Annotated in this window: 33 protein-coding genes; 6 read left to right on the top strand and 27 right to left on the bottom strand. The window is 37.5% G+C overall.

What is annotated here, in order from left to right:
- Positions 1-147 precede the first annotated feature (147 nt).
- The 9 genes from LKD42_RS11670 to LKD42_RS11630 all read right to left on the bottom strand — a co-directional run bounded on the left by LKD42_RS11670 (position 148) and on the right by LKD42_RS11630 (position 7,420).
- On the bottom strand, positions 148-960 hold the full coding sequence (locus tag LKD42_RS11670) for a PD-(D/E)XK nuclease family transposase (RefSeq protein WP_248835790.1): 813 nt from the start codon (positions 958-960) through the stop codon (positions 148-150).
- Between the two features lie 71 nt (positions 961-1,031).
- On the bottom strand, positions 1,032-1,478 hold the full coding sequence (locus LKD42_RS11665; RefSeq protein ID WP_248835789.1) for a hypothetical protein: 447 nt from the start codon (positions 1,476-1,478) through the stop codon (positions 1,032-1,034).
- A complete protein-coding gene (locus LKD42_RS11660) occupies positions 1,462-2,559 on the bottom strand; it encodes a site-specific integrase (RefSeq protein WP_248835788.1) in 1,098 nt (365 codons plus the stop codon). The genes LKD42_RS11665 and LKD42_RS11660 overlap by 17 nt, the downstream gene beginning before the upstream one ends.
- Before the next feature lie 59 nt (positions 2,560-2,618).
- The gene (locus LKD42_RS11655; RefSeq protein ID WP_173898266.1) at positions 2,619-2,822 is read right to left on the bottom strand and encodes an ICEBs1 excisionase; all 204 of its coding nucleotides are present in this window, start codon (positions 2,820-2,822) and stop codon (positions 2,619-2,621) included.
- Positions 2,823-2,913: 91 nt separating this feature from the next.
- Positions 2,914-4,566, bottom strand: coding sequence for a hypothetical protein (locus LKD42_RS11650; protein WP_248835787.1), 1,653 nt, complete (start codon positions 4,564-4,566; stop codon positions 2,914-2,916).
- A 2-nt stretch (positions 4,567-4,568) separates the two neighbouring features.
- Positions 4,569-5,249, bottom strand: coding sequence for a hypothetical protein (locus LKD42_RS11645; protein ID WP_248835786.1), 681 nt, complete (start codon positions 5,247-5,249; stop codon positions 4,569-4,571).
- A gap of 336 nt (positions 5,250-5,585) precedes the next feature.
- On the bottom strand, positions 5,586-6,599 hold the full coding sequence (locus tag LKD42_RS11640) for a T2 family ribonuclease (RefSeq protein ID WP_248835785.1): 1,014 nt from the start codon (positions 6,597-6,599) through the stop codon (positions 5,586-5,588).
- Between the two features lie 60 nt (positions 6,600-6,659).
- Positions 6,660-7,175: a relaxase/mobilization nuclease domain-containing protein gene (locus LKD42_RS11635; RefSeq protein ID WP_248835784.1), complete on the bottom strand. Its 516-nt coding sequence runs from the start codon at positions 7,173-7,175 to the stop codon at positions 6,660-6,662.
- Complete coding sequence (locus LKD42_RS11630; protein ID WP_173898286.1) at positions 7,163-7,420, bottom strand: plasmid mobilization protein; 258 nt, start codon at positions 7,418-7,420, stop codon at positions 7,163-7,165. The genes LKD42_RS11635 and LKD42_RS11630 overlap by 13 nt, the downstream gene beginning before the upstream one ends.
- A 436-nt stretch (positions 7,421-7,856) precedes the next feature.
- On the opposite strand from LKD42_RS11630, the gene LKD42_RS11625 reads away from it, so the two are divergent.
- On the top strand, positions 7,857-8,045 hold the full coding sequence (locus LKD42_RS11625) for a helix-turn-helix domain-containing protein (protein WP_248835783.1): 189 nt from the start codon (positions 7,857-7,859) through the stop codon (positions 8,043-8,045).
- 172 nt (positions 8,046-8,217) lie between these two features.
- Here the strand turns inward: LKD42_RS11625 and LKD42_RS11620 are convergent, their stop codons facing one another.
- The 10 genes from LKD42_RS11620 to LKD42_RS11575 form a co-directional block, all read right to left on the bottom strand.
- Positions 8,218-8,391: a helix-turn-helix domain-containing protein gene (locus tag LKD42_RS11620; protein WP_173898282.1), complete on the bottom strand. Its 174-nt coding sequence runs from the start codon at positions 8,389-8,391 to the stop codon at positions 8,218-8,220.
- A 113-nt stretch (positions 8,392-8,504) separates the two neighbouring features.
- A complete protein-coding gene (locus LKD42_RS11615; RefSeq protein WP_248835782.1) occupies positions 8,505-9,110 on the bottom strand; it encodes a recombinase family protein in 606 nt (201 codons plus the stop codon).
- A 225-nt stretch (positions 9,111-9,335) separates the two neighbouring features.
- The gene (locus LKD42_RS11610) at positions 9,336-10,256 is read right to left on the bottom strand and encodes a DUF5688 family protein (protein WP_248835781.1); all 921 of its coding nucleotides are present in this window, start codon (positions 10,254-10,256) and stop codon (positions 9,336-9,338) included.
- A gap of 68 nt (positions 10,257-10,324) precedes the next feature.
- Positions 10,325-11,125 (bottom strand): recombinase RecT, encoded by an 801-nt coding sequence (locus tag LKD42_RS11605; RefSeq protein WP_248835780.1) that lies wholly within the window; start codon positions 11,123-11,125, stop codon positions 10,325-10,327.
- A gap of 65 nt (positions 11,126-11,190) precedes the next feature.
- Positions 11,191-12,123: a YqaJ viral recombinase family nuclease gene (locus LKD42_RS11600; RefSeq protein ID WP_248835779.1), complete on the bottom strand. Its 933-nt coding sequence runs from the start codon at positions 12,121-12,123 to the stop codon at positions 11,191-11,193.
- Position 12,124: 1 nt separating this feature from the next.
- The gene (locus tag LKD42_RS11595) at positions 12,125-12,352 is read right to left on the bottom strand and encodes a hypothetical protein (protein ID WP_248835778.1); all 228 of its coding nucleotides are present in this window, start codon (positions 12,350-12,352) and stop codon (positions 12,125-12,127) included.
- On the bottom strand, positions 12,336-12,491 hold the full coding sequence (locus LKD42_RS11590) for a hypothetical protein (protein WP_173898276.1): 156 nt from the start codon (positions 12,489-12,491) through the stop codon (positions 12,336-12,338). The genes LKD42_RS11595 and LKD42_RS11590 overlap by 17 nt, the downstream gene beginning before the upstream one ends.
- A gap of 16 nt (positions 12,492-12,507) precedes the next feature.
- On the bottom strand, positions 12,508-13,434 hold the full coding sequence (locus tag LKD42_RS11585) for a DUF932 domain-containing protein (RefSeq protein WP_248835777.1): 927 nt from the start codon (positions 13,432-13,434) through the stop codon (positions 12,508-12,510).
- Between the two features lie 133 nt (positions 13,435-13,567).
- A complete protein-coding gene (locus LKD42_RS11580; RefSeq protein ID WP_173898274.1) occupies positions 13,568-13,765 on the bottom strand; it encodes a hypothetical protein in 198 nt (65 codons plus the stop codon).
- 677 nt (positions 13,766-14,442) lie between these two features.
- Positions 14,443-14,601 (bottom strand): hypothetical protein, encoded by a 159-nt coding sequence (locus LKD42_RS11575; protein ID WP_173898270.1) that lies wholly within the window; start codon positions 14,599-14,601, stop codon positions 14,443-14,445.
- 175 nt (positions 14,602-14,776) lie between these two features.
- Between LKD42_RS11575 and LKD42_RS11570 the strand changes: the two genes are divergently transcribed.
- The 5 genes from LKD42_RS11570 (at position 14,777) to LKD42_RS11550 (ending at position 19,263) form a co-directional block, all read left to right on the top strand.
- On the top strand, positions 14,777-15,097 hold the full coding sequence (locus LKD42_RS11570) for a helix-turn-helix domain-containing protein (protein ID WP_173898268.1): 321 nt from the start codon (positions 14,777-14,779) through the stop codon (positions 15,095-15,097).
- 727 nt (positions 15,098-15,824) lie between these two features.
- Positions 15,825-16,508, top strand: coding sequence for a response regulator transcription factor (locus tag LKD42_RS11565; protein WP_172674890.1), 684 nt, complete (start codon positions 15,825-15,827; stop codon positions 16,506-16,508).
- A 51-nt stretch (positions 16,509-16,559) separates the two neighbouring features.
- Complete coding sequence (locus tag LKD42_RS11560) at positions 16,560-17,513, top strand: ABC transporter ATP-binding protein (protein WP_248835776.1); 954 nt, start codon at positions 16,560-16,562, stop codon at positions 17,511-17,513.
- Positions 17,506-18,351, top strand: coding sequence for a DUF2705 family protein (locus LKD42_RS11555; protein WP_248835775.1), 846 nt, complete (start codon positions 17,506-17,508; stop codon positions 18,349-18,351). Before LKD42_RS11560 ends, LKD42_RS11555 begins: the two co-directional genes overlap by 8 nt.
- A gap of 3 nt (positions 18,352-18,354) precedes the next feature.
- Positions 18,355-19,263: a sensor histidine kinase gene (locus tag LKD42_RS11550; RefSeq protein ID WP_248835774.1), complete on the top strand. Its 909-nt coding sequence runs from the start codon at positions 18,355-18,357 to the stop codon at positions 19,261-19,263.
- A gap of 456 nt (positions 19,264-19,719) precedes the next feature.
- Here the strand turns inward: LKD42_RS11550 and LKD42_RS11545 are convergent, their stop codons facing one another.
- From LKD42_RS11545 to LKD42_RS11510, 8 genes are all read right to left on the bottom strand, one after another.
- Positions 19,720-20,628 carry a radical SAM mobile pair protein B gene (locus LKD42_RS11545; protein ID WP_248835773.1) on the bottom strand — a complete coding sequence of 303 codons (909 nt, stop codon included), beginning with the start codon at positions 20,626-20,628 and terminating at the stop codon, positions 19,720-19,722.
- The gene (locus tag LKD42_RS11540) at positions 20,622-20,993 is read right to left on the bottom strand and encodes a DUF5131 family protein (RefSeq protein WP_248835772.1); all 372 of its coding nucleotides are present in this window, start codon (positions 20,991-20,993) and stop codon (positions 20,622-20,624) included. The genes LKD42_RS11545 and LKD42_RS11540 overlap by 7 nt, the downstream gene beginning before the upstream one ends.
- On the bottom strand, positions 20,990-21,427 hold the full coding sequence (locus LKD42_RS11535; protein ID WP_248835771.1) for a radical SAM mobile pair system MarR family transcriptional regulator: 438 nt from the start codon (positions 21,425-21,427) through the stop codon (positions 20,990-20,992). Before LKD42_RS11535 ends, LKD42_RS11540 begins: the two co-directional genes overlap by 4 nt.
- A 147-nt stretch (positions 21,428-21,574) precedes the next feature.
- Positions 21,575-21,985: a LysE family transporter gene (locus tag LKD42_RS11530; protein WP_331464877.1), complete on the bottom strand. Its 411-nt coding sequence runs from the start codon at positions 21,983-21,985 to the stop codon at positions 21,575-21,577.
- Positions 21,986-22,096: 111 nt separating this feature from the next.
- Positions 22,097-22,243, bottom strand: a complete 147-nt coding sequence (locus LKD42_RS11525; protein WP_331464876.1) for a hypothetical protein — start codon at positions 22,241-22,243, stop codon at positions 22,097-22,099.
- Positions 22,244-22,281: 38 nt separating this feature from the next.
- Positions 22,282-23,634 carry an MATE family efflux transporter gene (locus LKD42_RS11520; protein ID WP_248835769.1) on the bottom strand — a complete coding sequence of 451 codons (1,353 nt, stop codon included), beginning with the start codon at positions 23,632-23,634 and terminating at the stop codon, positions 22,282-22,284.
- Positions 23,635-23,656: 22 nt separating this feature from the next.
- Positions 23,657-24,997 carry an MATE family efflux transporter gene (locus LKD42_RS11515; RefSeq protein WP_248835768.1) on the bottom strand — a complete coding sequence of 447 codons (1,341 nt, stop codon included), beginning with the start codon at positions 24,995-24,997 and terminating at the stop codon, positions 23,657-23,659.
- Between the two features lie 275 nt (positions 24,998-25,272).
- Entirely contained in the window at positions 25,273-25,470 is a 198-nt protein-coding gene (locus LKD42_RS11510) for a zinc ribbon domain-containing protein (protein WP_015514177.1), read from the bottom strand.
- Positions 25,471-25,698: the final 228 nt, after the last annotated feature.

Here is a 25,698-nt window from a genome sequence, read left to right as displayed (position 1 = left end):
AGGCCTCCTATGATTTTAATATTTTATCATAGAAGACCTTTGTTGTGTTGAATTTACAGAGTTTTTTTCACAGGCTCGTGCTTCTTTTTTCTCTAAACACCAGTTTACAAGTTTATAAATGGAATTGTAAAGTTGTGAAATTCTTTATTAGAGTCTCTTTAAAATAATTGCCTGATCTTGATCAGATACCCTCATCGCTTCCAGTGCTTGCTTAGAGGTCCATTTCATGGAATCCATTAAGTTCTTCATTGTATTGAACAACGTATCAATTCTCTCTGCTTCTGCTCTGCTTTCTGCTACATCATCAATAATCTGACACATAACTTCTCGACCTCCTTCTGTTTCTTTATAATATTTCACTTGGTTTTTGAGTACGTCACTGAACATATCTACCGATCTGGTGCACCTAAAATCATGAACCAGTCTACCAATCGGGCTATTATCATTCTTATATGCACCATTTACATAAATGATATGAGATCCATCTGCAAAATCTCTATTACACTCTTTGATAATTCGTTCTACATGATACAATGGCAAACCATCTCCTATCACATCATTTTGCGTAATAAAAATCACATACGAATCTTGAATTTCTTTAAATTCCTGACCTCCCTTGAGAAGTTTGCTATCCACTAACGCACTGTGGAATCTGGCTCTTTGTGGTATCGCTCCGGCATCTGCACGCTGCACTTCAATATCATATACCTTACCAAGGCTGTCTACCGCTCTAATATCTATTATGATACATCTATAGGGAAGTACATTCTTATATTCGTGCTGACCTTTTACCTCAAGAACATGCATATCCTCTCTCTCAAATATTGTATTCAAGAGATATTCTGTGGCTTTAATATTTTTATCAAAGACCAAGCTCATGAAATCATCATCGAAGAGGCACAGTTTATCAACTGCCTTTAATGTTTCCTCTGACCAATGACCTTTTATGATTTCTGACAAATTATCACCTCTTTCGTAATTCTATCCTGAGATATAATTACTCAGTATTATTATATCTCAAAAGTTTAAAATCAGCAATTACTTTTACTTTTGGTAGCTAATCCCAAACTATTTCTGAAATCTTCAAGCTCCAAATCACTTTTCCAGTGCTTATTATTTACAGTGGGTTTCTGGTCAAAAAGATACGCTGCTCCATTAAGTATATCAACAACCGTAATTGCTAAAGCAAGCATATCCTCTTTTAATGTCAGATACGCTTCTTCCGATAGCGGAAAATCTCCCGTTTTCAAATCTCTTACAATCTCTTGCATCGCATACTGTAATTCCTGTACGGTATCCACTATAATCCGTATATTCTCTTTCTTTCCAACTACACATATATTTGCATAAATAAGGCTTCTGCAAATAAAATCCTTTTTTGCCATTCCTGACAGCTTAACCCTCTCGTTAATAAGAGAATATTGCCAAGAACTGGATGGGCGAAATGCAATCGTTGGTTTATTATGTTTTCCTGGCATTATACATCTCCTTAGCATTATATTTCTCACTCACAAATTCTTCGAGCTTGTCTGCTAACTCTCGATTCTTATCTGGATAAAGGTGTGAATAGGTCTGTAAGGTAGTCGTAATCTTCTCATGTCCAAGACGATCTGCCACCAGATTAGGTTGTAATCCCAATTCTGATATCAATAAGCTTGCATGACTATGTCTCAAATCATGCAGGCGAATCTTCTTAACACCAGATAACTCACATCCTCGAATCATCTCATGCTCCAAATATGATTTTGTAGTATGAAATAATCTGTCATTTTCCATAATACCGTACAGCATTCCAATATACTCATTCAGGTCATGTACCATAAATTCAGGAAGCGTTATAACTCGATTGCTTTTAGGCGTTTTCGGATCGGTAATCACATCCCTTCCCTTGATTCTTTGATACGATTTATTTATCGTCAAGGTCTTATTCACCGGATCAAAATCTTTTATTGTAAGGGCAAGGAGTTCACCAATACGAATCCCTGTCCAAAACAATGTCTTGAAAGCATAATAGGATAAGGGCTTATCCCTCACAAATTCAAGAAATTTCTCAAACTCCTCCTTCGTCCAAAACTTCATTTCATCTGCCTTGGATTTCCCTATGCTACCAGCTACAGAACATGGATTTCTTGGAAGATTATAATACTTGACTGCATAGTTAAATATAGCAGATACCTGATTATTAATAGTTTTTAAATATGTCTGGGAATAGTTTTCCTTCATCAGACTATTTTGCCACTGACGCACGTCCGACGGAGTAATCTCAACCATTTTTTTTGAGCCAAAATAAGGCAAAACTTTCAGTTCCACTATATACTCTTTTGTCCGAATAGTATTCTCTCGAAGTCTCTCTTTCATATCTTCACGATACAAGTCCCAAAATGATCTAAATGTCATATCCAGATTATGATTTTGCTGCATCATATATTGATTTGCCCATGCCTGTGCTTCCCGTTTGGTTTTAAAGCCTGTACGATGTTTTTGTTTTCTCTTCCCAGTGAAATCCTTATAATAGAAACGTACTTCCCAATTATTCTTTTTGTCTCTTCCAAAATACAAATTTTTTCACCTTCTTTCTGCCGGCTCCTAATATTACTTAAGAGCCAGCATAGTACAGCTTAATTTGACATTCCATAGTAATGCTCTGCGAAATATGCTCGTGGTATTTTTCCCGGAATGACAATATAATTCTTCGCAGCCAACTCCGCATTTAACTTTCTCAAGATTTTATATGCCATTCCCTTACTGATGCCAAGCATCTCCTGCACATCCATGGCTGTGTAATACATTGATGATGTCTTTTTTGATTTTTCTGCTTCCATAATGGTCTCCTTTCCTTTCTTCAATAGCATTGATTGTCAGCTTTATATTCTTACTTAGAAATGATATATAAACAAAATTTTATACTTTTCCCTACTCATCTCCAGCTAAGTATGAGCAAACATTTTTCAGTGCCATATAGTCGATTAAATAATGTCTTCTTTGTCTGAACTTTACACTTCGTTTATCCTTATCTTCTATCAGGACTCCAAAATCATGTAACTCCTCCGATACCTTTCTCACTGAAACAGCATGTCCCATACGTTTTCTAAGAATATCTGCCAGATTGTTTGATGTAATATAACACACGTTCTTACTTATATCCCAATAGGCAGAACCAATCCTATTTTCATCATACTGTTTCGGATCTCTAGTAATGTGAATGTCAGAATTATCCTGAGCTCTGTTCTCTAAAATATCAAAAATCTCAAGAATATAGCTCCGCTCATTCTCCTTACTTCTGAGACGTTTTAATTCTTTTGTTTGTTTTTTCCCATTGACCTCTAAGGCATTTCTTAAATCACTCAAATGTGAAATCCTGTCATCCCCTTTACATATAAGCATTCTGAATAAATATTCTGACAGCAAAATAATCATTATATGATGCCCTAATCTGGTAGTGACATCTACCCATTCTGGCACCTGATAATCTTGAACAAACCCCTGAATCAGTTCTTTTGTCTTTTTCACATCACGCATAACAGCTTTTGCAAACGCCTGTGCAATGGATGCCATTTCTTCCTGTTTCATGGTTGTAAGTGCATTTTTATATTTAGCCAGCTCCATAGTCATTTTGGGAATATGTATCTCCAACAATCTGTCCTGTTCAGAAAAAATGCTTTCTCCCTCAATGGATTCTGCCGTAATAAAAATCATCGCCGCCATCTTATTTTCAGAAGCAATTCTCGTAACCGCATCTAATCGATCTCGGTACTTACGTTTGTCATATTCACGATTCTTCTTATGATAGTCATCAATCAAATAATTCAGTCCTACCGCCAGATAAATATTCTTTGTCAGCTTATCATTGGAAATTCTGTCGTCAAACAGCGTTTCTAAATTTGAAGTTGAGACTGTCCACTGCGTATAAATTCTTGCCAGTGTGGTTTTAAGATGTCCCGAAGGAGCAATTAAGGCAGTAACAAATCCCGGAATATTTCCTGTTTCTATCAAAAGTGGCTGAATGATGGTCGATAATGCCGAATAAAACAAAACCTCCGTAACTCCAGGCATAAATTTAATATACTTTCGAATGATGTCGTCACTATATTCCACTTCCGGCAACCATTTATGCTCCGAGATTGATTCAACCGTTTCGGTTATCTCGCTTGGACTAAAAATTTTATCTGCTATCACCATAATTGGTTCATCATTCAGATGATAATACCCGGGTGCAGCTCTAACAGTTACTTCTGATACCAAATCTGCTTTTAAAGCTTCCTTCTGGAGTTTATAAGCCAACATTTTCTTGTCAAAATTTGTGAGCATAATTGTACTCTGGTGAAAGTCTCGAAAATAATCTATTTTCAGAAAATCCGTAACTCTCAATGCTTTTGACTCACCCCCTTCCTGCTTTTTCACTTTGACATCATACGAAACTGTCTCAATATCTGATACAAGATCTTTGATTACATATTTTTTAGATACATAAGGTTCAAAATCGGCAACCTTGTGATTTCCGATATAATAACCCTCATTCAGCTTAAATTCTTCTTTTTCTGCTGCGATTTCATTTCTTTCTGGCATAGTCATACTTCCCTATAATCCGTATCAACGATCTCACTCTGTAAAAAATCCGGTAACATCGTTGCCTTCTTAGAACTTGTTGCATAATAATACGGATTACCCAAACGCTTTAATTTTTTTGTAGCTTTCTTAAGGGAATCTCCCGGAATCGCAATATGCATACGAAATGTAAGCTGCTTTAAAAATTTAGAAATAGCCTGTACCTCTTCCTCAAGCTGCTTATAATTTTTACGAGATTCTTTTATCTTGTCTTTCAGATTAAGCACTTCGCTGATTCGATCACCGTCTTTCTGAATGATACGAGCATTGTTTTTGACCTCTCTTGCCATCATTTGCATCTTCGCTTCCATAGAGTCTACCTTATGCTGCATTTTTCTAAGACTTTTATTCTGGGCATGCACTTGAACCTCATAGCTTTTAGTCATTTCTTTCATTCTTTTTGCATACTCATTATCCAGCCACCTCTGAACCTGATTTGTCAATGCCGAAAGGATCTCAGGATCATCTACGACTTTGCTCCATTCTTCTGTCAAATTCAAACTTTTATCATTTCTACTGCTGATACCATTTAGCAACATCATAAACTGCTCACCTGTTAAAGATACATTTTTATTTTTTGCCATTTTGATAACCTCTCTTTCTTTTTGGGTGGGATAAAGGGGACTAATTTCCCACTTTCCCACCTTATTTACAAATAATTTTTATTGTTTTCTTTCTGAAGCTACAGAAATAAGATTTTATCAGTCACACCATTGCTGATTACTGATGATAAATACTTGAATCATGACTCTGATATAATCTTATCTATAAACGTCAATATTCTCGACATAAAAATAAATATGTAGTTTTATGCCATTTCATTTTTATGTTGACTTCTGTACTATAAATGCATAAGTTAGCTATTTCTTCAAAAAAAACAAAAGCGAAAAGCTCAACAAATGAACTTTTCGCCTTGTATCATCATAGAAAAATCTTATTTACATTTTTTCATAGCCTCTGCTGATTCAGACTTCCATTTTCTATTCTTTACCCATCTTTTCTATTCCTCTTCTTATCGCCTCTTTAATACATTCTCCTTCATTGATGTCATCTACTGTCTGCTGAGTAATGCCAAACCTTTTTAACACTTTTTCCAGTTTTTTAAGACTACTTATAAACTCTTCCTCTGTTTTTGAATTATTTTTTATAATCTCTATCCAGCTATCAGGCGTTTCCATATCCAAAAGCTTCTCCTTTACAGGAATAATTTTATTATAATCCGGGTCGAAAAAATTTTTTCTAATCTTAACAAGGTCCATGTCAGTCAAATTCCATTTTTTCTGATTTTCCTTAGTTTCTGTTACAGCTTTTATAAATAAACCAAATATTTCCCGACGCTTTTGTTCATCAACAACGCTCCATCCCTCTTTTTTTATCAATTTTCCATCTACATGCCCAGGCTTAACACGATGGAATCGTATATCCTTTAATAAACGTTCATATAGTTCCTTTTCTGTATCTGTAAATGTTTCAAAGATAGTATGCGAATTTCTTAATTTGAGTTGTGCTATTTCATCCATTACATTTTCTGATTTTTTTTCTAGAGCCTTATACCGATTTTCAAGTGTCGCTTTGACTGATGGAGATCCTCCATTTTTTTTATTGTTTTCCTCTTTCCATAGACGTATCGTTTCTTTTTTCTCTTCACTAACGTCATTCCATAATTTTTGTAACTCATTTTGCCTTTTATCTAGTTCTTCTTGATCTAGGTCTCTATCAGGATCACATTCGAAAAGTGCTAAATCCTGTATATCAGAATTTATTTTCCATGTACCACATGGATTTGCAAGACTTATAATTTCTCCATTATTATTGCACTTAAGATCTGCTGGCAGCAACAACTGAATCCTTTTTACAATCCCGCTGGTTGTCAAGTATGCTGCATTGGAAGGCTGCTGTTCCCACGTTTCTCTGCTATCTTCTCTTTTCTTCTGATACTCTTTTGCAAATCGCACAAATTTTTCATCTTTTCTTTTTCTCAGATCCTTTGACATAATCCCATAACCTCCTAAATCACCGTATCTTTTGTGCAACATCCATTTTTCTGACCTCAATCAATTCCAAGCCGAATATTCATCACTCCCTAAAAAATTCCTGCTTGCAAGGACACTACAACTACAGTCAAGTACCTTATTTCTAAATGACATAAATTCCGATCTACTCTTATGCCACTTTTTCCCTGAAAGATAATTTACGGAATCAATCGCAAAATGTATATGCAAATTATCAGTGGATGTATGTATTCCATAATATACTAAATATCCTTCTTCGTAAATTACTTTCGCTACAGCCTTGCTTACTGCCTTTACTTTCAAGAGATTTTTCGTACTCGTGTTAAAAGAAATTATCATGTGATACATTCTTCTTCCATTATTTTTTTTTAATGCTCTTTGCATCTTGATTATCTGCTTTGCAGCCTTATCATGTTCTTGATCTAATCCCTTGCTTCCAATGTAAAAAACCTCTTCTTTCTCTTTATTTGTTCCTTCTCCTGCAATATATTGTGTTAACTCTTGAATATCCTTATCCTTCTCGTATCTATCTTTTAGCATCTTCATTATAGTTTCCATAATCTATCAACAACCTTTCGTAAATAATCGTCATCTCCATATTTTTCTTTTATATAGTTCAACGCCTCCTGTAATTCCACTGCTTTCCGAATATTATCAGATGGATTTATAGGTACGGTCTTTTTCTTTTTACAACAATCTAAAATATACTCAGACAGTTTCATATTATTCTTTAATGCATGAGATTCTAAACTTTTTTTATCTCTTGTAGTAACTCTAATATTAATTCTTTCTGTTTTATTCATAATTACCTCTTTCCGTCAGATATAAATATTGCTTTATAACGTACTACTGTATATCCTTAAACTAAATATGTTATATTATTATACATAGTATTATTACGCATTGATATTAAATACAAGCTATTTTTACTTTACATCAATGCATTAACAGGATACGCCATACTCTTTTCTTGAAAATCTGTTTTTATCACCTGCCATTCGAATTTGTCTTATGAAAACTACAAAAATCTTTCTAATTTTTTGTACTCACATTTTCATTATCTACTTGTAGGCACCATAATAAAAAAATACGGTATTAAATGTTATTGAATGATATCAATCAGCATCATTATTTATCATTTAATTTGACTAACATATTACTAATGACAATCAAAAATAAAATTTTATCACGCCATTAACCTGTAAATAACTACTTACGTCGAAAAGAAAGGACACGATTATGAATAACTTCAATAAATTACTTACTGTCAATGAAGTCTGCCAAGCATTATCTATTGGCAAAACCACAGGATATAAACTACTCCGGGAAAAATCTATCCCATCAGGAAAAATCGGGAATAAAATACTTGTAAGAGAAACAGATTTACAAAACTACATCAATGAGCATTTAAACGCAACTCCTCATTAACACCATCCTCATAAAATCATTTTTCATGCCATGGAACATGACTGTTCTTTATATCAAAAATTTCACTCAGCATAACCATTTTTCATATGGTTATGCTGGGTACTACCGCCTTAAATCAAATTCCACTGTCAAAAAAAGATGATGCAGGTACAAAACCTACATCACCTTTTTTCTAAGATCTGAGAATAAACTCTTCTACATCTTCTTTAAACACAAGCCATTTTCCACATACATAATGTGCTTCCAATACTCCATTATGAATAAATTCCATAATTTTAGTTCTTCCACATCTAAGTACCTTCATCACTTCTTTTACGGTCATTACATCCGGTGCATTCTTTATCATACCTATTTTCTCCTCCCATCTTTAATGAAATGTTCAAATAAAACTTAAAAATATTGTTTATCCGTGTTTATTTGCAACCGGCTTTGATTATCTGCAATTTGCAACATCAATTTTTATTTTTCTTCTTTTACCCACCGATAGAAAGTATTTTTCTTCACTCCACCCAATAACTTTCTTGCTTCTACCGATGATATTTCTTTTGCTTTCCAACGCACCATTACCTCATCATAATTATCCGGCTTTGCAATAACAGGTCTTCCAAGATATTTTCCCTTCTTTTTTGCCGCTTCTATTCCCGCTTGCTGCCTTTTTCGAATTGTAATACGCTCCTGTTCCGCAAAACTGCCAAGTACTTCGATGAGAATATTATTTATCATCTCTTTTATCCACTTCTGTTCCTCTGGAAAATCTGCCATCGTTGTCGGAAGATCCAAAATCCTTAAATCTATTCCCTTCTCTTGAAACCATTTAATTTCACTTGTGATATTCTTTTTATTTCTGCTAAGTCTGTCCAAAGACACTACATAAAGTGTATCTCCTTTCCGAAGTCCCATAGGTCCCTTCAAAGCCAGATAACCTTCTCTCTCCAAATCTTTACCCGATTTCTTATCTACAACTATATTCTCTTCTGCCACATATTTTTTCAGAACCATAATCTGCCTGTCCAAATTTTGCGATGTGGAACTTACTCTTGCATATCCAAATTTTCTTTTTTCCATAGAATCACCATTTCTTTTTTCAATATCCTGTTTCAAAAAGTTCTGTACTTTTGGGACAAGTTTCAAAATTCAAAATAAGACTTCTGAAACTAATATTCACATATATTTTCCTGCTTTTGGCTTGTTCCAAAAGGTACACCTTTTGAAACGAACAAAAACATGGAGTCAGAGAATGATCGCCTTTCTCCGGCTCCATGAATAACTATGCCCTTCATAAGCTACTTTCTAAGCTACAATCATCATTGTTTCTGTCTGCTTATCGTATTTATAAACATGATAAGAAAGAATCTCATCTTTTGGCACCTGTGTATCATTAATATCCCGAACGATCTTGGCTATATAGTCAAAATCGTTGATTTCTTCACTGACAGGCACCAACAAACACTCGTGAATCGAGCTTGGAATTACAATGAAATCCTTTCCAAATACATCTGCACATCTTCTGAGCACCTTCGCATCCAATATTTCAACAGCTCCATTCAATCTTCTTTTGTTGGTAAGAACATACATTGGCGGATATGCTCCAGAAAGATCTTCCAAAACTTCTTCACCACCACTACCGATCATTTCTTTAAAGACCTCTTCCATACTGCAAAATGAGCTTTCATCCATCTCATCCATGTTATTTTTTACTTGAGAATAAAGATCTTCCTCTGTCACGCCCCAAAATTTTATGTGTTCATTATTAATACGCATACTGAGAACTCTCTTCTGCTCTTCATACTCCAGTTCTACTACATAAATAAGTGAAAGATCAAGAAACTCTCTGTGCGGCACTTCCTTCAAAAGCTCTGTATTTTTTTCTGTATTAATCAGTCTGCCTCGCACATGAGAAGCAGCATTATCATAATTAGAGAAAACATGAACAGCAAAATCATGGTTCAAAACATTTTTCTCATAAACTTCCGCAATATCCATAATAATTTCTTCCATATCACATTCTCCACTTTCAAATTTTTTATAGTAACCTTCTACATTAGTGCAAGGCGAAACACTGCTTGCTCTATTTACGATTGTAACTGCATAAACCTTCGTTCCGTTATTCTTGATATTTTCACTCGTAAAAACCTTGAGATTTTTATATCTCTTCTGCAATTTTTCTTTAACCTCTTGCATAAAATCCTCTAAACTTAATCTGCCCATCATCTGCGTTCCTTTCTTTTAAAAATCCCCGGCAGTAGCACTTCTCTTCTGCCGGGGTTGTATAGTTCTAATTACGCTGCATCAATTACTTCATTTTGCACTTCCGACATATCAATAGAAATCTCCTTCTTGATTGTTTCATCTGTGGATAAAGCTCTCTGGAAATCCGTCTTAATCGGTGCATACTTTAAAGCCTGTTTGATCACTGTCTTCTTCGCCATCTCTTCGTAATTAGATCTCCAAGGAGAATAATCGCTGTCAAAAGCTTTACTGTATGTCTTGGCATAGATGTCCATATCTGCCTTACTCATAACTGCCATCCCATAACCTCCATTGACAGTACGGAAAATTCCATAAAAATAGACCAGCTCTCCTCTGTCGGAAAAAGCTGGTCTGTGAAATAATTTCGGTTCCAATCCATATTCATAAGAAAATTCATCATTTTCATATACAGCCTGTGCTTGAATAGTCTGCATTTGACCATTACGATATGCAAGATCAATCAGTCCTTTGTATCCAATCTGGAACTGACATTCGAGAACACTTTTATTTTTATATGGAATTAAATATGCCTGCCCTAATGGTGTATTGGGCTCCAACCCAAGCTGTGCTGCATTCATCAGTGCTGCGAGAAAACTCATTGGTGTACACTTCTGCAATGCAGGAGTATTGTTAAGTGCTGATAATGCAATTCTTGTAAATCTTTCCGGTGTCAGCACTGTAGGAAGTGCTTTTTTTATTTCAGGCATCATAACCTTTACCATATCCGGAATTGTCATATTTTTGGTAAGTTTCACTTCATCCTTCACTGATTTCTGGCTGCCAGCCTGCTGTGCAAGTTCCCGTTTCAAATCAAATTCCTGATGTATCATCTTCTCATCCCTTTCCATCTGCCCCAAATCCTTATGTTTTCATCCAACTTATACATATTCTTTCGCTATGCTGCATGACTTACTGTAAATCTTCTGTTTGTGCTGCTTTTACAATATTCTTTGTAAATATCCGGCTTTTCTTCCTTCAGTTTCTTCGTATCTAATTTGTTCTGTTCAAAATTAGACCACGATATCTTATAACCAGCTTCCAACGCAACGGTTGCATCCTGCATTTCCATTTTAATTTTCTGATCGATTTCTTTCTTTTCCTTTTCCATTTTTTTAATCAACTTGTCCAAATCAGCTCTTCTATCCAGAATTTCTTTATATCCAGAAAGCTTGATTGTTTTATTTTCCTGACCTTTAAAGTACATTTTTGCAATCATTTCCGAACAGTTATCGGAACCATCTGGCTCAGGCATAATCCCTGCAAGCACATTGTTATACCAAAATCCTCTTTCAATATCAATCAGATAATTAATAAGCTCCTCATCTCGTTCAATTTTTCTGATCAGAAACTCTCTTCCAAAAATCACAGCAGCAATATACCAACAATCAAAACCGCTGACTGCAAGATAATGCTGAACCTGCATCTGATAATGTAATGGTATATTGCCATCATTCCATTTATCCGATGAATATGGAGATACAGTTTTACATTCAAGTCCTGCTTTCTGTCCCACTATCAGGCGATCAAAATCTGCAAGCATAAATGGATTCTCTTCATTCTGAAAAATCGCATTTGCTCTTCTCACCTTAAGTCCCGTCTCTTCTGAAAATCTCCGAGCTACATATTCCTCCAAGTCTCTTCCCTGTCTCATTGACTCATTATCAAATTCCTCAATTTCATCAGTAATTTTATCCTGATAAATCTGAAATGCAGATGAATACGGATTCAGTCCACAAATAGCTCCCGCATCCGTTCCTGTAATACCTTTTTTTCTGTATTTCAACCAATCCGTTTTGGGAAGATCAATCGTTGACACCAGTCTTCGCATATCAAAAACCTCCTTCATCATAAATGGACTCTAAAATGCTTGTCCCCTGATTAACAAGATTCATAAGCAGCATATCCGAAATTTCATCTGCCGAAGAAACATATCCCTTATATGTACACGAACATTTCTCCAATTTTGAATTTTCTTTGGATTCTTGCTTATCATCCAACTCCTTGTATTGATGCAATTCAGCGTATATCTTCTTAACAAACTTATTCTTTATTCCCATATGACACCACAACCCCATACATTTTATCTTTTTCATCTATTGCATATATACACTCTGTTTCCCCTGCTTTGCTCCATATAAGCAGTCCTGCTGCGAACATCATAGCTGTTGCTACTGTAATAAGATTCTTTATATTCATAATCTGCCCCCATTATTTATGCTGTCAAAAGCTGATAAGCCTTATCAATCATAGGATTACCTTCATACGTTCGCATGAAAAGATTCTCATTATAGTTCTTTGATCTTCTTATAGGATCAGCATGAGTTGCAAAATCCGATACCGCATTAATAAATCTATATGCATTATTTCCAAGATTTGAAAGATCCGGGGCATCGTAATATCTCATTCTCATGTCTTCACGAAGCTTTTTAATATTTCTCATAGTAACAGGACTTGCCTTCTGATCCATCGGAAGCAGCATCTCTATATAGTCCTTCACCTGCTGATCTGTTATCTTATTTTTTCGCATCCTCTCAAACTCATTTCCAAGAGCCTCCATGTACTCATCTGCCATAAACAAAGTCTGCTTTGCCTCATCAATTTTTCCTTTAATGTCGCCTGTATGAACTATGCTGAAACACCGATTTGCTGTACTTAATGCCAGATTCAATGTATTATTGCAGACAATTCTTACCGGTGTAATTGCAACCTTTACTGCACCCGAACCATCATGAGTATTGCTAAACACAAGATATGGTGTGATTCTTTCCCCATACATAATGTATTCTCTTGGAAGTCTAGCCAGAAGCCATACCTTTTTACCTCCTTGAAGTGATCCGGCAGTCTCATACTTGACACCTTCTCCCAACAAATTATCAGTAAATGCAAAAGCTTCTGTGTTCTGAACCACTTTATATCTGTCTGTTACCACTCCAAGTACAGAATTATCCGAATCTCTTACATTTGCCTTATAACCTTCAACTAACCCGGAATTTGTAAATAATGGTTTCTGCACTACTCTCCAATCAAGTCCTGCAAGGTTTAATGCATCCTTTGAAGATGGAGCATCCTCTACTACAACACCGAGACCATGCCAAGGTTTTTCTCTTACACTAAACATTGTTTCTACATTTGCTGCCATATCGCTTTTTCTCCTTTCGCTTTTCTATTCATTTTTATTTTTTCCATCTCTGTCTCGCAGTTCATTCCAAATAATGACTATCGTAGACATGATCGAAATAATGATCTTCTGCATATAGCTTCTCTCCTTATAATTATTTTTTATCCTTATCATCTAATTTCATAGCTTCCTCAACGAGTCTGAGCACCTCATCATATACACATTCAAATACCACAAGAATGTCACCTGTAATCGGCGGTATTCCCGGACATTCTAAAAGCTGGCACATACTTCTCATTCCATCCACCAACTGATATACATGCTCTAATAAGTCTCTACGCTTCATTTCCACACTCTCACCTCCTAAAAATGAGCATAGAAAATGAGAGATGAAAATACCACTTCATCTCTCGCTATCATAAAATTATGTAATTATCTAGGACTTTCCACTAAGTGTTGTTTCCTTTAGGAACACAATCACTGCTTGAAGTACAGCAAGTCCTATAGCTGCTAACGTATGCTTTTTTATCACACATCAACCTCCTTCCTGTTTATCACAATTTACTGCTATCACATAAATGATATATAAACAGATATGGTTGACATACGGATTCGTAAAACTATATTTGTGAATTACAAATGCTCGTTCTTAAAAATCAAATTTGCAATCTACTCTCATTATTCTATTTCCAGCATATATTTATCGGGATCGTTAATAATATTATATGCTCCATTTCCCTGCTCCGGTAAGTAAGAAAATGAAAACATTTGCTTCCCTTTCTCAGCCTGTTTCCTGGATGAATACACATCCACATAAAGTGCATTGGGAATTGACTGGTCATAACTATAGCGTTCCTAAAAAATACTGCACACTCTTGACAACAGGTCTATGATAGAGTCAAGAGGTGATTACTATGTTACATGATGAAACACGAAAACTGCTTAATGCTGTACTTTTTCATATATTGTAATATTTAAGAACCACCTTGCTTGCGGTGGTTCTTAAATATTTTTATAAATTTTTCAATATTATCTAACTGACATTATTCTTACATTTCTCACATATGGATACTTACTCTCAATCTGCATGATTGCCCCAACATCCGAATCTGCTGTAACTGTTATGGACGTATGTGTCCATCCCGAACCATTTCTTGAATAATCAAATGAAACTGTGTACCTCTTCATACGTACTACCTCCTAATTATAAATTTGCAACAACTATCCTCATAATCATGAAGATTTCTAACTATTATGCATTTTAACATTTATAGAGATAATAGTCAAGCTCTATAGTTGTAATTTCATTAAAAAAACTTTGATAGTCTATCTTTATAAAGAAAAAAACAGGAGGATTATATATATGGAAAATAAACATGACTCTTACGAGTACCCTGTTGGAGATAGACTACGCTTTTTCCGTGAACAAAAGCATATATCCACCAACAAACTTGCCAACCTTGCAGGAATTAGCCAAAGTTATGTCCGTGAGATCGAACTGGGTAACAAAAATCCAACCATAGAAATTATTTTCCACTTGTGCCGGGCACTCGATATTTCATTGAAAGATTTTTTTGATGATGAAAACAATCTTCTAAGCAACGATCCTCTTATAACCAGAATATATAGACTCAATACCGCTCAACGAGAAGCACTGCTTACTTTCCTTAATACTATAGACTGATATACTAATTAATAGCTGAAAATACAAAAGCTGAACCTGTCAAAATAAATGACAAATTCAGCTTTTTTAGTTTTTTTAAAACTTACATAAAAAACCTTGACAAACCCATTTTTTTATGAGAAGTTGTAAAGCAATATAAAAATTTTTAAATAAAGACTTTATATTTTAGGTCTTAAATATTTGATTACTTTGGCATTTCCATTTTGAGATCTAATCATTCGATTATTTCAACTAATGATCCTGCACTGAGTAGTATTACTCAAATAGAAAAGTAATACTTGAGTAATAAAAGGTCTGCAAACGAGGTAAACAGATGAAAAAACATCAAAAATAATCTCTCAAAAATAGCAGAAACCGATACATATAACAGAAAAAAATAAATGTTGGAATCGAGTTTGAATAACGGACTAAAATGCCGAAAGCCTGTATTTATGCGGGTTTTCGGCATTTGTTTTATCGAATGGCTCTAGTTTGGCTCTATTTGTAGGCGGGATAAGGGTTGCGAAAGCACTGATGGAGAAATGAAGGCATAATGGTAAGGAAAAAGTGATATATGCATCTTGGAAGCACAGGAATACTGAAAATTATAAGTTCAGCTGGAACAAAAAGTATGTTATGTACTGGAGAATTCCGGGGATCTGTGGGGAGTAATTGCGGGAAAAAAGGGAAAAGCGTATAATGCAAGAAAATAATGTTTTCACAGTGTAAAATAGAGGAGAGAACTATCATGCAGAAAATACTGATTGTAGAAGATGATACAAATATCAATAATCTGCTTCAGGAAGCATTATCCAAAGCAGGCTATTCCTGTGAGCAGGCGTTTTCCGGAACTGAGGCAAAGTTGCTTTTGAATATGCAGGAGCATAGCTATGCACTGGTGTTGCTGGATTTGATGTTGCCGGGAATTACAGGAGAAGCAGTTCTGGAGGAAATACGGAAAAAGGGAAATCTTCCGGTTATTGTTTTGACTGCGAAAGATAGCTTGGATGAAAAGGTAAAGGTTTTAACTAGTGGGGCTGATGATTATATAACGAAACCTTTTGAAATCAGAGAGGTACTGGCAAGAATTCAGGTACAGCTTCGTCATACAGAAGAAAAGGAAATAAAAGAATCTAACCTTTCGTTCAGAGAGATGGTATTGAACAAAGCTACTTTTCAGGTCAGCATTGGTGGAAAAATACTTCCTAAGATAACAAGACAGGAGTTTGCGATTTTAGAATTACTGCTTAGAAATCCGAAGCAGGTTTTCAGTAAAGAGGACATTTTTGAATATGCGTGGGACGAACCATATATGGGTGAAACAAAAACTCTGGATGTACATATAAGCAATATTCGCAAAAAGATAAAAACAGTTACATCTGAGGAATATATTGAAACAGTCTGGGGAATCGGTTATCGTCTTCATCTATAATCTTTACTCTTTTTTTACTATTTATTTGCGTTTGATTAGGATTATTCCTTTATGATAAATGCAGATAAGAAAAAGGAGATGAAAAACTTGAGCGAAATGTTATTGGAAACAAGAAATTTGACTAAGCAATATGGACACCATAAAGCTGTGGACAGTGTCAATATGCATATTAAAAAAGGTGCTATTTATGGTTTTATCGGTCGGAATGGAGCTGGGAAGACAACTTGTCTGAAGATGATCAGTGGACTTTCCAAGCCAACTTGTGGAGAAATCGAGATGTTCGGATACAAGGGAAAGGATTTGCAAAAAGTTCGATCACGGATAGGATGTCTGATTGAGGCACCGGGACTTTATGGAAATATGACTGCATATGAAAATCTGAATATCAAATGCAAGCTGTTTGGAATAAAGAAAAAAAGTTATATTGAAGAAATATTGAGAATTATCGGTCTGGAGGATGTGGGAAAGAAAAAAACAAAACATTTTTCACTTGGAATGAAACAGCGTTTGGGAATTGGTCTTGCTTTGATTGGAGACCCAGATTTATTAGTTCTTGATGAGCCAATCAATGGATTAGATCCACAGGGTATTGCAGAGATCCGGGATACGATTCAGAGACTTCAGAAAGAGAAGAATATGACAATATGCATTTCCAGTCATATTCTTGAGGAATTATCGAAGATTGCTACTGATTATGGAATTATTCATAATGGAAGTTTATTACAGGAAATTACAAGAGAAGAATTAATAAGAAGATGCAGTGAACGGATAGAGTTGACATTGGATCATCCGAAACAGGCGATTCCGGTGATGGATTCTATGGGATTTACCAACTATCAGGTAACAGATAAAGAGCATATTCATATTTTTGAACGATTGAATGAAAGTGCAGCGTTGAATATGGAACTTGCAAAGTCAGGAATTCCGGTAAAAGGGATTTCCATAACCAGTGAAGAACTGGAAACTTATTTTCTGAATCTGACGGGAGGTGCGGATCATGCTTAATATAATAAAAATGGATTTATACCGGATGCTTAAAACCAAAAGTATGTATGTAATCTGGATCGTACTGGCAGCAATATTATTGATTACAACATCTTTATGCAAGACAGATTATGAGCTTTCGACTGAAAAGGATGCCATGAAACAGGAGCAGGTTACTGAACCTACTGTGGATAATATTAATGTGGGAATGATGGTAACGCTGCCTACGGAGCCGGGAGAAAAGGTGACGGTATATGATATCTTTTTTGCCAATTCCCAAGGAAAATTGTATGCACTGCTTTTGGTGATTTTTACTGTTCTGTTTTCAACAGCGGATATCAGTAGCGGATATATTAAGAATATAGGAGGTCAGGTTAGAAATAGAGGAACTCTGATTTTTTCCAGGGCAATTGCCTTGGCTGTCTTTACGGTACTGACAATGGCAGGTGCATTCTTATTTCAGGCAGCGGCGAATGGTATTTTTTTCGGAGAATTGGAATGGGGAAATACAAAGGCAATTTTATCTTATTTTGTGACTGAACTGGCTCTTCATTATGCACTTGTGCTGATTTGTATGGCGATTGCAATTATTTTGAAAAATAATGTAATCAGCATGGTCATTGCTGTCTGTCTTAGCATGAATGTAATGACCATTGTGTATGGGGTGATCAATAGTGCTATTCAAAAAATAGGAATTCAGAATTTCCAGATTTATAAGTATACGATAACAGGAAAATTATCACTGCTTCCTATGAATCCGAGTGGAAATGAGTGTTTGGCGGCATTTGGTGTGGCAATAGTGTTCATCGTTATAATGATATCAGTAAGCAGCGTTGTTTTTCAAAAGAGGGATATTTAACGGATGTATATCGTAATTGGGATATTAGCAGGAATTATTATCTTACAATTTATTATTATGTGGAAATACCAGCGGCAGGTGAAAGACATCTGCCGCCAATTGGCGTTTATGATGAAACATGACAGTAACATGTTGATTAACCATGAATTTGATGTGGGTGGAATAGGAAAGCTTTCTGACAAGTTGAATGAGCTTCTGGAACTGCGAAGAAAAGAGAAGCAGCATTATCAGGAGAAAGAAGCTCTGATTGCGGACACTTATACAAATCTTTCTCATGATATCCGCACACCACTGACATCTTTGGACGGATATTTCCAGCTAATGGAAGAATGTGAAAATATAGAGGATCAGAAACGTTATTTAAGCATTATCCACGAAAGAATTCATAGTCTGAATGAAATGTTGGAAGAACTTTTTATGTTTACAAAGTTAAAAAACGAATCTTACAGTTTGGAATTGACATTGTGCTGTATGAACCGGATTTTGAAAGAAACAGTTTTTTCATACTATGATGAATGGGTAAGAATGGAAATTCAGCCGGATATTCAGATTACGGAAGAACAGTTGTATATATATGGAAACAGGCAGGGACTCCGCCGTGTTATCCAGAATGTGATAAAAAATGGGCTGGATCATGGAGAAAAGAAGATTAGCATTGTGTTGGAACGTGATCAAAATCAGGCGGTGCTTAGAATCAGCAATCAGGTTACACATCCAGAACAGATTAATATAGATCAGGTATTTGAGCGATTTTATAAAGCAGATGTTGCCAGAAGTAAAACATCTACTGGATTGGGACTATCTATTGCAAAGGAGTTGGTTAGTCGGATGGATGGAGAGATTGAAGCAAAAATAGAAAAAAAAGAGTTTATTGTTGAAATGAACTTTCCGATTGTAACCGATGCTAAATAGTATTTTGCGATTATTCAAGAGTTCAAGTCGAACGCACGTGAGACTTGGCACGCGATTCTACACTTCGTTTTATTTCATAACGTATATTAAAGTATTAAAGAAACCTTACTGATTTTCAGAAGTCAAAAAACTGAATATCGGTAAGGTTTTTCTTATTATGACAAACTAAGCTGGCAATAAAGCTTCCCAAGAGCGTTTGCTTGAATATAGCGTTGAGTTTGACTTCCAGTGGAACTGCTTATAGTCATGTATATATTTGCAAGCATCGGACTCATTACTGAGCCTTGTGCCGAACCTCCTGTTTCATATCTATGTAAATTACTTGATATGTTCATGTTAACGAATCAACTTCTGAATTAGAAGATATTATCAAATTTATAAGTCACTATTTATTTTAATAGTATAACAGATGGAATAGGGACTACATTTATGCAATGTAACTTTTGTTCTTTCTGTTTAACGATTTCTTTTTCCTGTATTCTCTGTCCCTCGGATTTCCTCATGATAGAAATAATCTACAATCACCGGATGTCCCTGCACGACTCTGTCATAAGGCATTTCATTATCCACAAAGGAACAATCATACTTCTTAGCCATTTCCTCAGCTTTTACTTCAAGTGCTTCAAAGTAGCTGCGGTTATGCTTGTTATAAATCTCATCATAAAGCGGTACAAGATCAGGATATTTTCCAGCGATATAATCCATAATTGTCTTTTTAAAACCGCCTCGAAGATTGAGATTTTCGAGCCAGAACAGATCGCACTGATCCTTTACCCGCTCAAAGATTGCTTCAAAATCCGTGATACCTGGGAATACCGGGGATACGAAACAGACTGTACGGATACCTGCTTCATATACCTGCTTCATAGCAGCGATACGGTGCTCAATGCTAGAAGCAGAGTCCATATCGTTCTTGAAATTTTCATCCAGTGTATTGATCGACCATGAAACGGTTACTCGTCCAAGCTTCTTCAGCAGATCAATATCCCGTACCACAAGATCCGACTTTGTGCAGATCAGAATATCTGCGTCACTGCCGATCAGCTGCTCCAGAAGTTTTCTGGTATTCCCGAATTGCTCCTCCTGTGGATTGTAGCCATCCGTCACAGAACCGATGACCACCCGCTGTCCGGCATATTTCTTCGGATTTTTAATTTCCGGCCAATGCTTCACATCAAGGAAAGTGCCCCATTCCTCCTTATGTCCGGTAAAGCGCTTCATAAAAGAAGCATAGCAATACTTGCAGGCATGTGTACAGCCTACATATGGATTGACCGAGTAACCGCCTACAGGCAGACTGGACTTGGTCATGATGTTCTTTGTTTCCACCTCATTAATGCGGATTCCATTTATTACTTCTACCATGATCTCTGTACCTCCAACACTTTATTAAATTCTTCCGGCATTTCCTGAATCATATTTTCATCCCCTATGATAGGGACAAGATCTTCCTTCATAAACACCGGAATGCCGAGCTTATGTGCCTGGTCCGTCAGAGACCATGCCCATTCCGGCTCCGTATGAATCTTCCTGCTCTGAGCTCCGGTCATGGTGCCGACAACGATCCAGTTGATCCCGGAAAGATCAACTGAACCGGGATTGTCGAATAGTGGCTCAAAGGTAACATGGTAATGTTTCACATTATTGCGGGCATAGCAATATGCACACCCCACTGTACATCCGATGACGATATTCATGTTTTGAATCTGATCTTTGATACAAATACTCATGATTTCTGCCACTCCTCAAGATTTTTTCTGATACGGTCGAGGCATTCCTCAAACCGGGTAATTTCTTCCTCCGAAAAACCTTTATAGTAAATGCTGCCCATCTCATCAGATACAGAATCATATTCGTCCTTTAAGGCATGTGCTTTTTCAGTCAGAAACAGGAGTATTTTCCTTTTGTCCGTTTCAGACTGAACGCGTCTTATCAGCCCTTGATTTTCCATTCTTTCCAGCATCGTAGTAAGAGAAGTTATCGCTAATCCACATTTGATCGAGAGTGACCTGATTGAGATTCCATCTTCCTGCCACAGCACATAAAGAATACGCCCCTGGGCTCCGTTGAACGCATCAATATTCTTTTCGCTGAGAATCTTCTCAAAGATTCGGTCTCCAAGTTGTTTTATTTTTGTGACAAGAAATCCGCCATTCATTTTCATATAAAAACTCCTATATAGTATTTTGTCAAATAATACTATATAGGAGTTTTATTGTCAACAGTTTGTATGTCTAAGTAGAAGTAACTTTCGATTTTTTCAATTCTCCAAACGGGAATTTGTTAATTAGAATTGCTCTCAAAGCAACAATTATCTTAACATTCCCCAAATACACTCCAGTAATGTTAGTGCAAGGATAATGTTAATAACACGGAAATGCCGTAGATAAAACTTCTGAATCAGTGCGCCCAAGCCAGTCCAAGTACAGGTTGCGATCGTTCCGATTGTTGCAGTAACCAGCTCAAAAAACAGCAAAGCCGGAAAAGAGGACATATATCCTACAACATAACCCGTTAGTGCGGTAACTCCGAACATATAGATCTTCACATTGACAAATTGCAGCATGAAGCCTTTCAGAAACGATGCCGATTGCTCTGCGTTTTCTGTTGACGGCTTACTGAAAGCAATATGAATCGCAAGCCACAGGATATAGGCTGCTCCGATGTACTTCAGCACTTCCATTACATTTAGAAGCAAAGAATTAACCCCATATACAAAAATTGCGCAGTACCGCCATAGGCATAATCATCAACCACCTTTCTGCTGTTATTATATCAGCAAACAGCGGTACATACATAACACCTATTTTATATGATTATCCATAGCATACGACTATGGATTGGCTGGAGCATATTTCCATAATTCTTCCAGATAGCTTTTTCCAAGTTCATTTAATTCCTGATGTTCATTCAGCACATATCCAATATGCATTGTTTCATTTTCTGCAAGCGGAACGGAGATGATATTTTCTCCATTCAAATATTTCGGGAAAATGCCACTTGAAATAGTATAGGCATTCATTCCTTTCGGGCCGTCGTCACAGGTTTTGCAATCGACTTGCGGTAAATGATAAGGGAAATGACCGCGGCGATCACTTCCGTGACCCAAAATGCATGCCAGACGCCGACGGCACCGAAAAGCCTGCTGAGCCAAAACGCAGCCGGTAGGATGACCACCACATACCGGCAAAGGGAAATCAGCAAGGAGGGCGTGCCTTTCCTCAGTCCCTCCAATGCGCCGGAAGAGGTAACAGAAACCGCCGAGACGATAAATCCGGCCCCGATGATGCGCAGGGCGGTTTCCCCGGCCTGGATCGTCGCTTCTGTGTGGGTAAACAGCCCCATCAACTGGCCGGGAATCAGCAGGCATATCGCGGTCCCAAGCACCATAATGATACCGTTCATGCACAGGACGATCTGATAAATCTGACTGACCCTTTTACTCTCGCCCGCGCCGTAGTTATAGCCGATCAAAGGGCGCATCCCCTGCACAATGCCATTCGCCGGCAGATAGATGAAGGTCTGCAATTTGTAATAGATTCCCAAAACCAGGATATACACCTCTGAATAGGCGGCCAAAATCGCATTGAGCGCCGAAATCAAAAGTGACGGAAGTGCAAGATTCAGGGTTGCGGGAATGCCGATGGAATACAGCTTTATGACTATCTTTTTGCCGGGCAGAATGTACTGCCTGCGGATATGCACGCGAATGGGCCGCACAAAGTAGATGACCAGATAAATCGCAAGCGTCAGGACCTGCCCGATGCCGGTGGCCAGCGCTGCGCCTTCAATCCCCATTTCCGGGAATGGGCCATAGCCAAAAATCAGAACGGGGTCCAAGACAATGTTTGTGATGCACCCGCACATCAGGCTGATCATGGTCGTTTTCATGTTTCCTACTGCCTGGAACAGTTTCTCAAACATCATGCTGACGGTAACAATGAGTGTAAAGCCGAACGCAACGGCAGAATAGCGGACGCCAAGTTCAATGACCGCTTCGGATGCAGTGAACATCCGCAGAAAAACCGGCATAATTGCGATACAGCAGACTGTCATAACAACGCCATGAATCACGGCAAGCACAAGTCCCTGTGTGGCAGCCTGATCTGCTTTTTCGTGATCTCCCGCGCCCAGATAGAAGGCAATCACTGCGTTGATCCCAACACCAAACCCAATTCCAGCCGCATTGATAAAATTTTGAACCGGGTAAACCAGTGATAACGCCGTCATCGCTTCCTCGCTGATCTGTGCGACAAAAAAGCTGTCCACAATGTTGTAGAGGGAGTTGACCAGCATGGATAACACCATCGGCAGGGACATGGATAAAATCAGCGGCAATATCGGTTTCTCTTTCATGAAAGTGTCGTTCATAATTCCTCCTTCGCAAAACACGTTATGAGATATTTTTGCGTCGATGCCATGCCATCATCACAAGTGCAACGAGCAAAGTGGCGGTTTCCGCAACCGGAAATGCAAGCCAGATTCCATTCAGCTGGAACAATTTGTCCAGACACCACAGGGCAGGCACAAGGAAAAGCATTTGCCTGCATAATTGGATTGCCATGCTGGACCCTACTTTTTCTGTGGTCTGAAAATAGGTGGAAATCATCGTAGAAAGGCCGCAAAACAGATAGCTTGCCGCCATGATCCGCATGGCGGAGATTCCAAAGGAGCGCATGGCTTCCGACGCCATAAACAATCCCAGAATCTGCACCGGAAAGAGGAGGACAGCCAACGTCCCCAGTATCATCATGCCGGTGACCAAAACAGTTCCATATCGGAAAGCTGAATGCAGCCGTTCGCTGTTGCCTGCGCCGTAGTTAAACCGCATGACAGGCAAACAGCCTTGAATCAAGCCGTTTACCGTCATAACAATCAGCTGCTGCACCTTAAAATATGCACCGAAGAAAGCGATCGCCGTATCGGAATACGCCACCAAAAACAGATTGACAAAGGTCACCACAAACGAACTGAGGGCGTTCATGATAAAAGATGGCAGGCCAAAGGCAAAAATACGGTAGATCATCTGCTTTTTCAAATGAAAGCCTTTGATTTTTACCTGCACTTTCTGCTTTTTGCCCAGCAGTAAAGCAAATGCCAAAATCATGGACAGCAGATAGCCTGCAACGGTAGCTACCGCAGCGCCGCGGATTCCCATAGCCGGGAAAATACCAATCCCAAAAATCAGAATGGGGTCGAACACGAAGTTAACGACCACGCCCGCGATCTGGAACCACATGGGAGCGACCATGTTCCCGGTGGCCTGTATCATCTTCTGGATGGCGATATGCACCATATTGGGAATTTGCATGAAGGAGCACACACTCATATAGGCGATGCTCAGCTGATAAATTTCTTCATTATTGGTGAATGCCCGAAAATAGGGTTTCATAATCAGTAATGACATAAGGTTGAGCAAAGCACCTATTCCAAAAGCCAGTAACAATCCATGTGTGACAGTTGCATTTGCCTCATCCTGCTTTTTCTGTCCAAGATACCCTGCTATCAGCACATTCACGCCGACACCGATCCAGATAGACGCTGCATTCATCAATGTTGTAATCGGGAATGACAGAGAAACAGCGGTCAATGCATTCTCACTCAACCGCGCCACAAACGCGCTGTCTATCAGGTTATAGGAATATTGCAGGAACATGGAAATCAGCGGCGGTATCGACATTTGCCAGATGAGCTTTCCAACAGGAGCGACCGCCATTTTATTATTGGTCTGCATACTTTCCCTCCTCTCCACAAAGTGTCCGGCAGCTTCCATCCTCCGTTCTGCCAGATTTTCCAGTATGCAGACAACAAAAAAGCCACACGGCTATCACAAGATAGCTGTGTGGCAAAAAGATGACCGAATCCGGAAAAGTCCACTCAAATTTTACGCTCAGTATTATAGCATTCTTTCAGGAGACTTTCAAGCATTAATCATTACGGAATTGTGGCGGCATATTTATTGTTTTATATGTTATTTCTCTATTAGTTCTGCAAACTGGAAGTTATCGCCTAATCTTTTAAATTAGTTAAATCCTCTAAGTACATTTCTGTATAACCGCACTCTGGGCAGACTGCAACTTTTACATCATCTATAATTGTTGCCTTTTGCTTTTCATCTACACGAACAACAATCCCATAGCCACCACCATTTACTTTAAGTCTTAAATCTGATACCATAACTTTTCCGCATTTTACACATTTTCTCATTGTTTACCACCTCCAAATGTATAAATTAAATTCCGATTTTCTCAATTCGTGAACTACCCATTGTCTAAAGCCAATGGGCTTCCTGCTTCGCAGACCTCGTAATCTACTATCTCCACAGGCGTTAATTCGGGCAATCCCTGCCCTATATTGTTATTGTTATTTTTATGCTATTTGTCTTAATCCTTCTTCCAGTATATTTTTTGCTGCGTTGATATCCCTGTCATGATT

Origin of the sequence: Hominisplanchenecus faecis (genome assembly GCF_020687205.1) — a bacterium.
GTDB classification, from domain to species: Bacteria; Bacillota; Clostridia; order Lachnospirales; family Lachnospiraceae; genus Hominisplanchenecus; species Hominisplanchenecus faecis.
The sequence above is the reverse complement of the archived record's forward strand: the minus strand, read 5'-3'. Positions and strand labels throughout refer to the sequence as shown.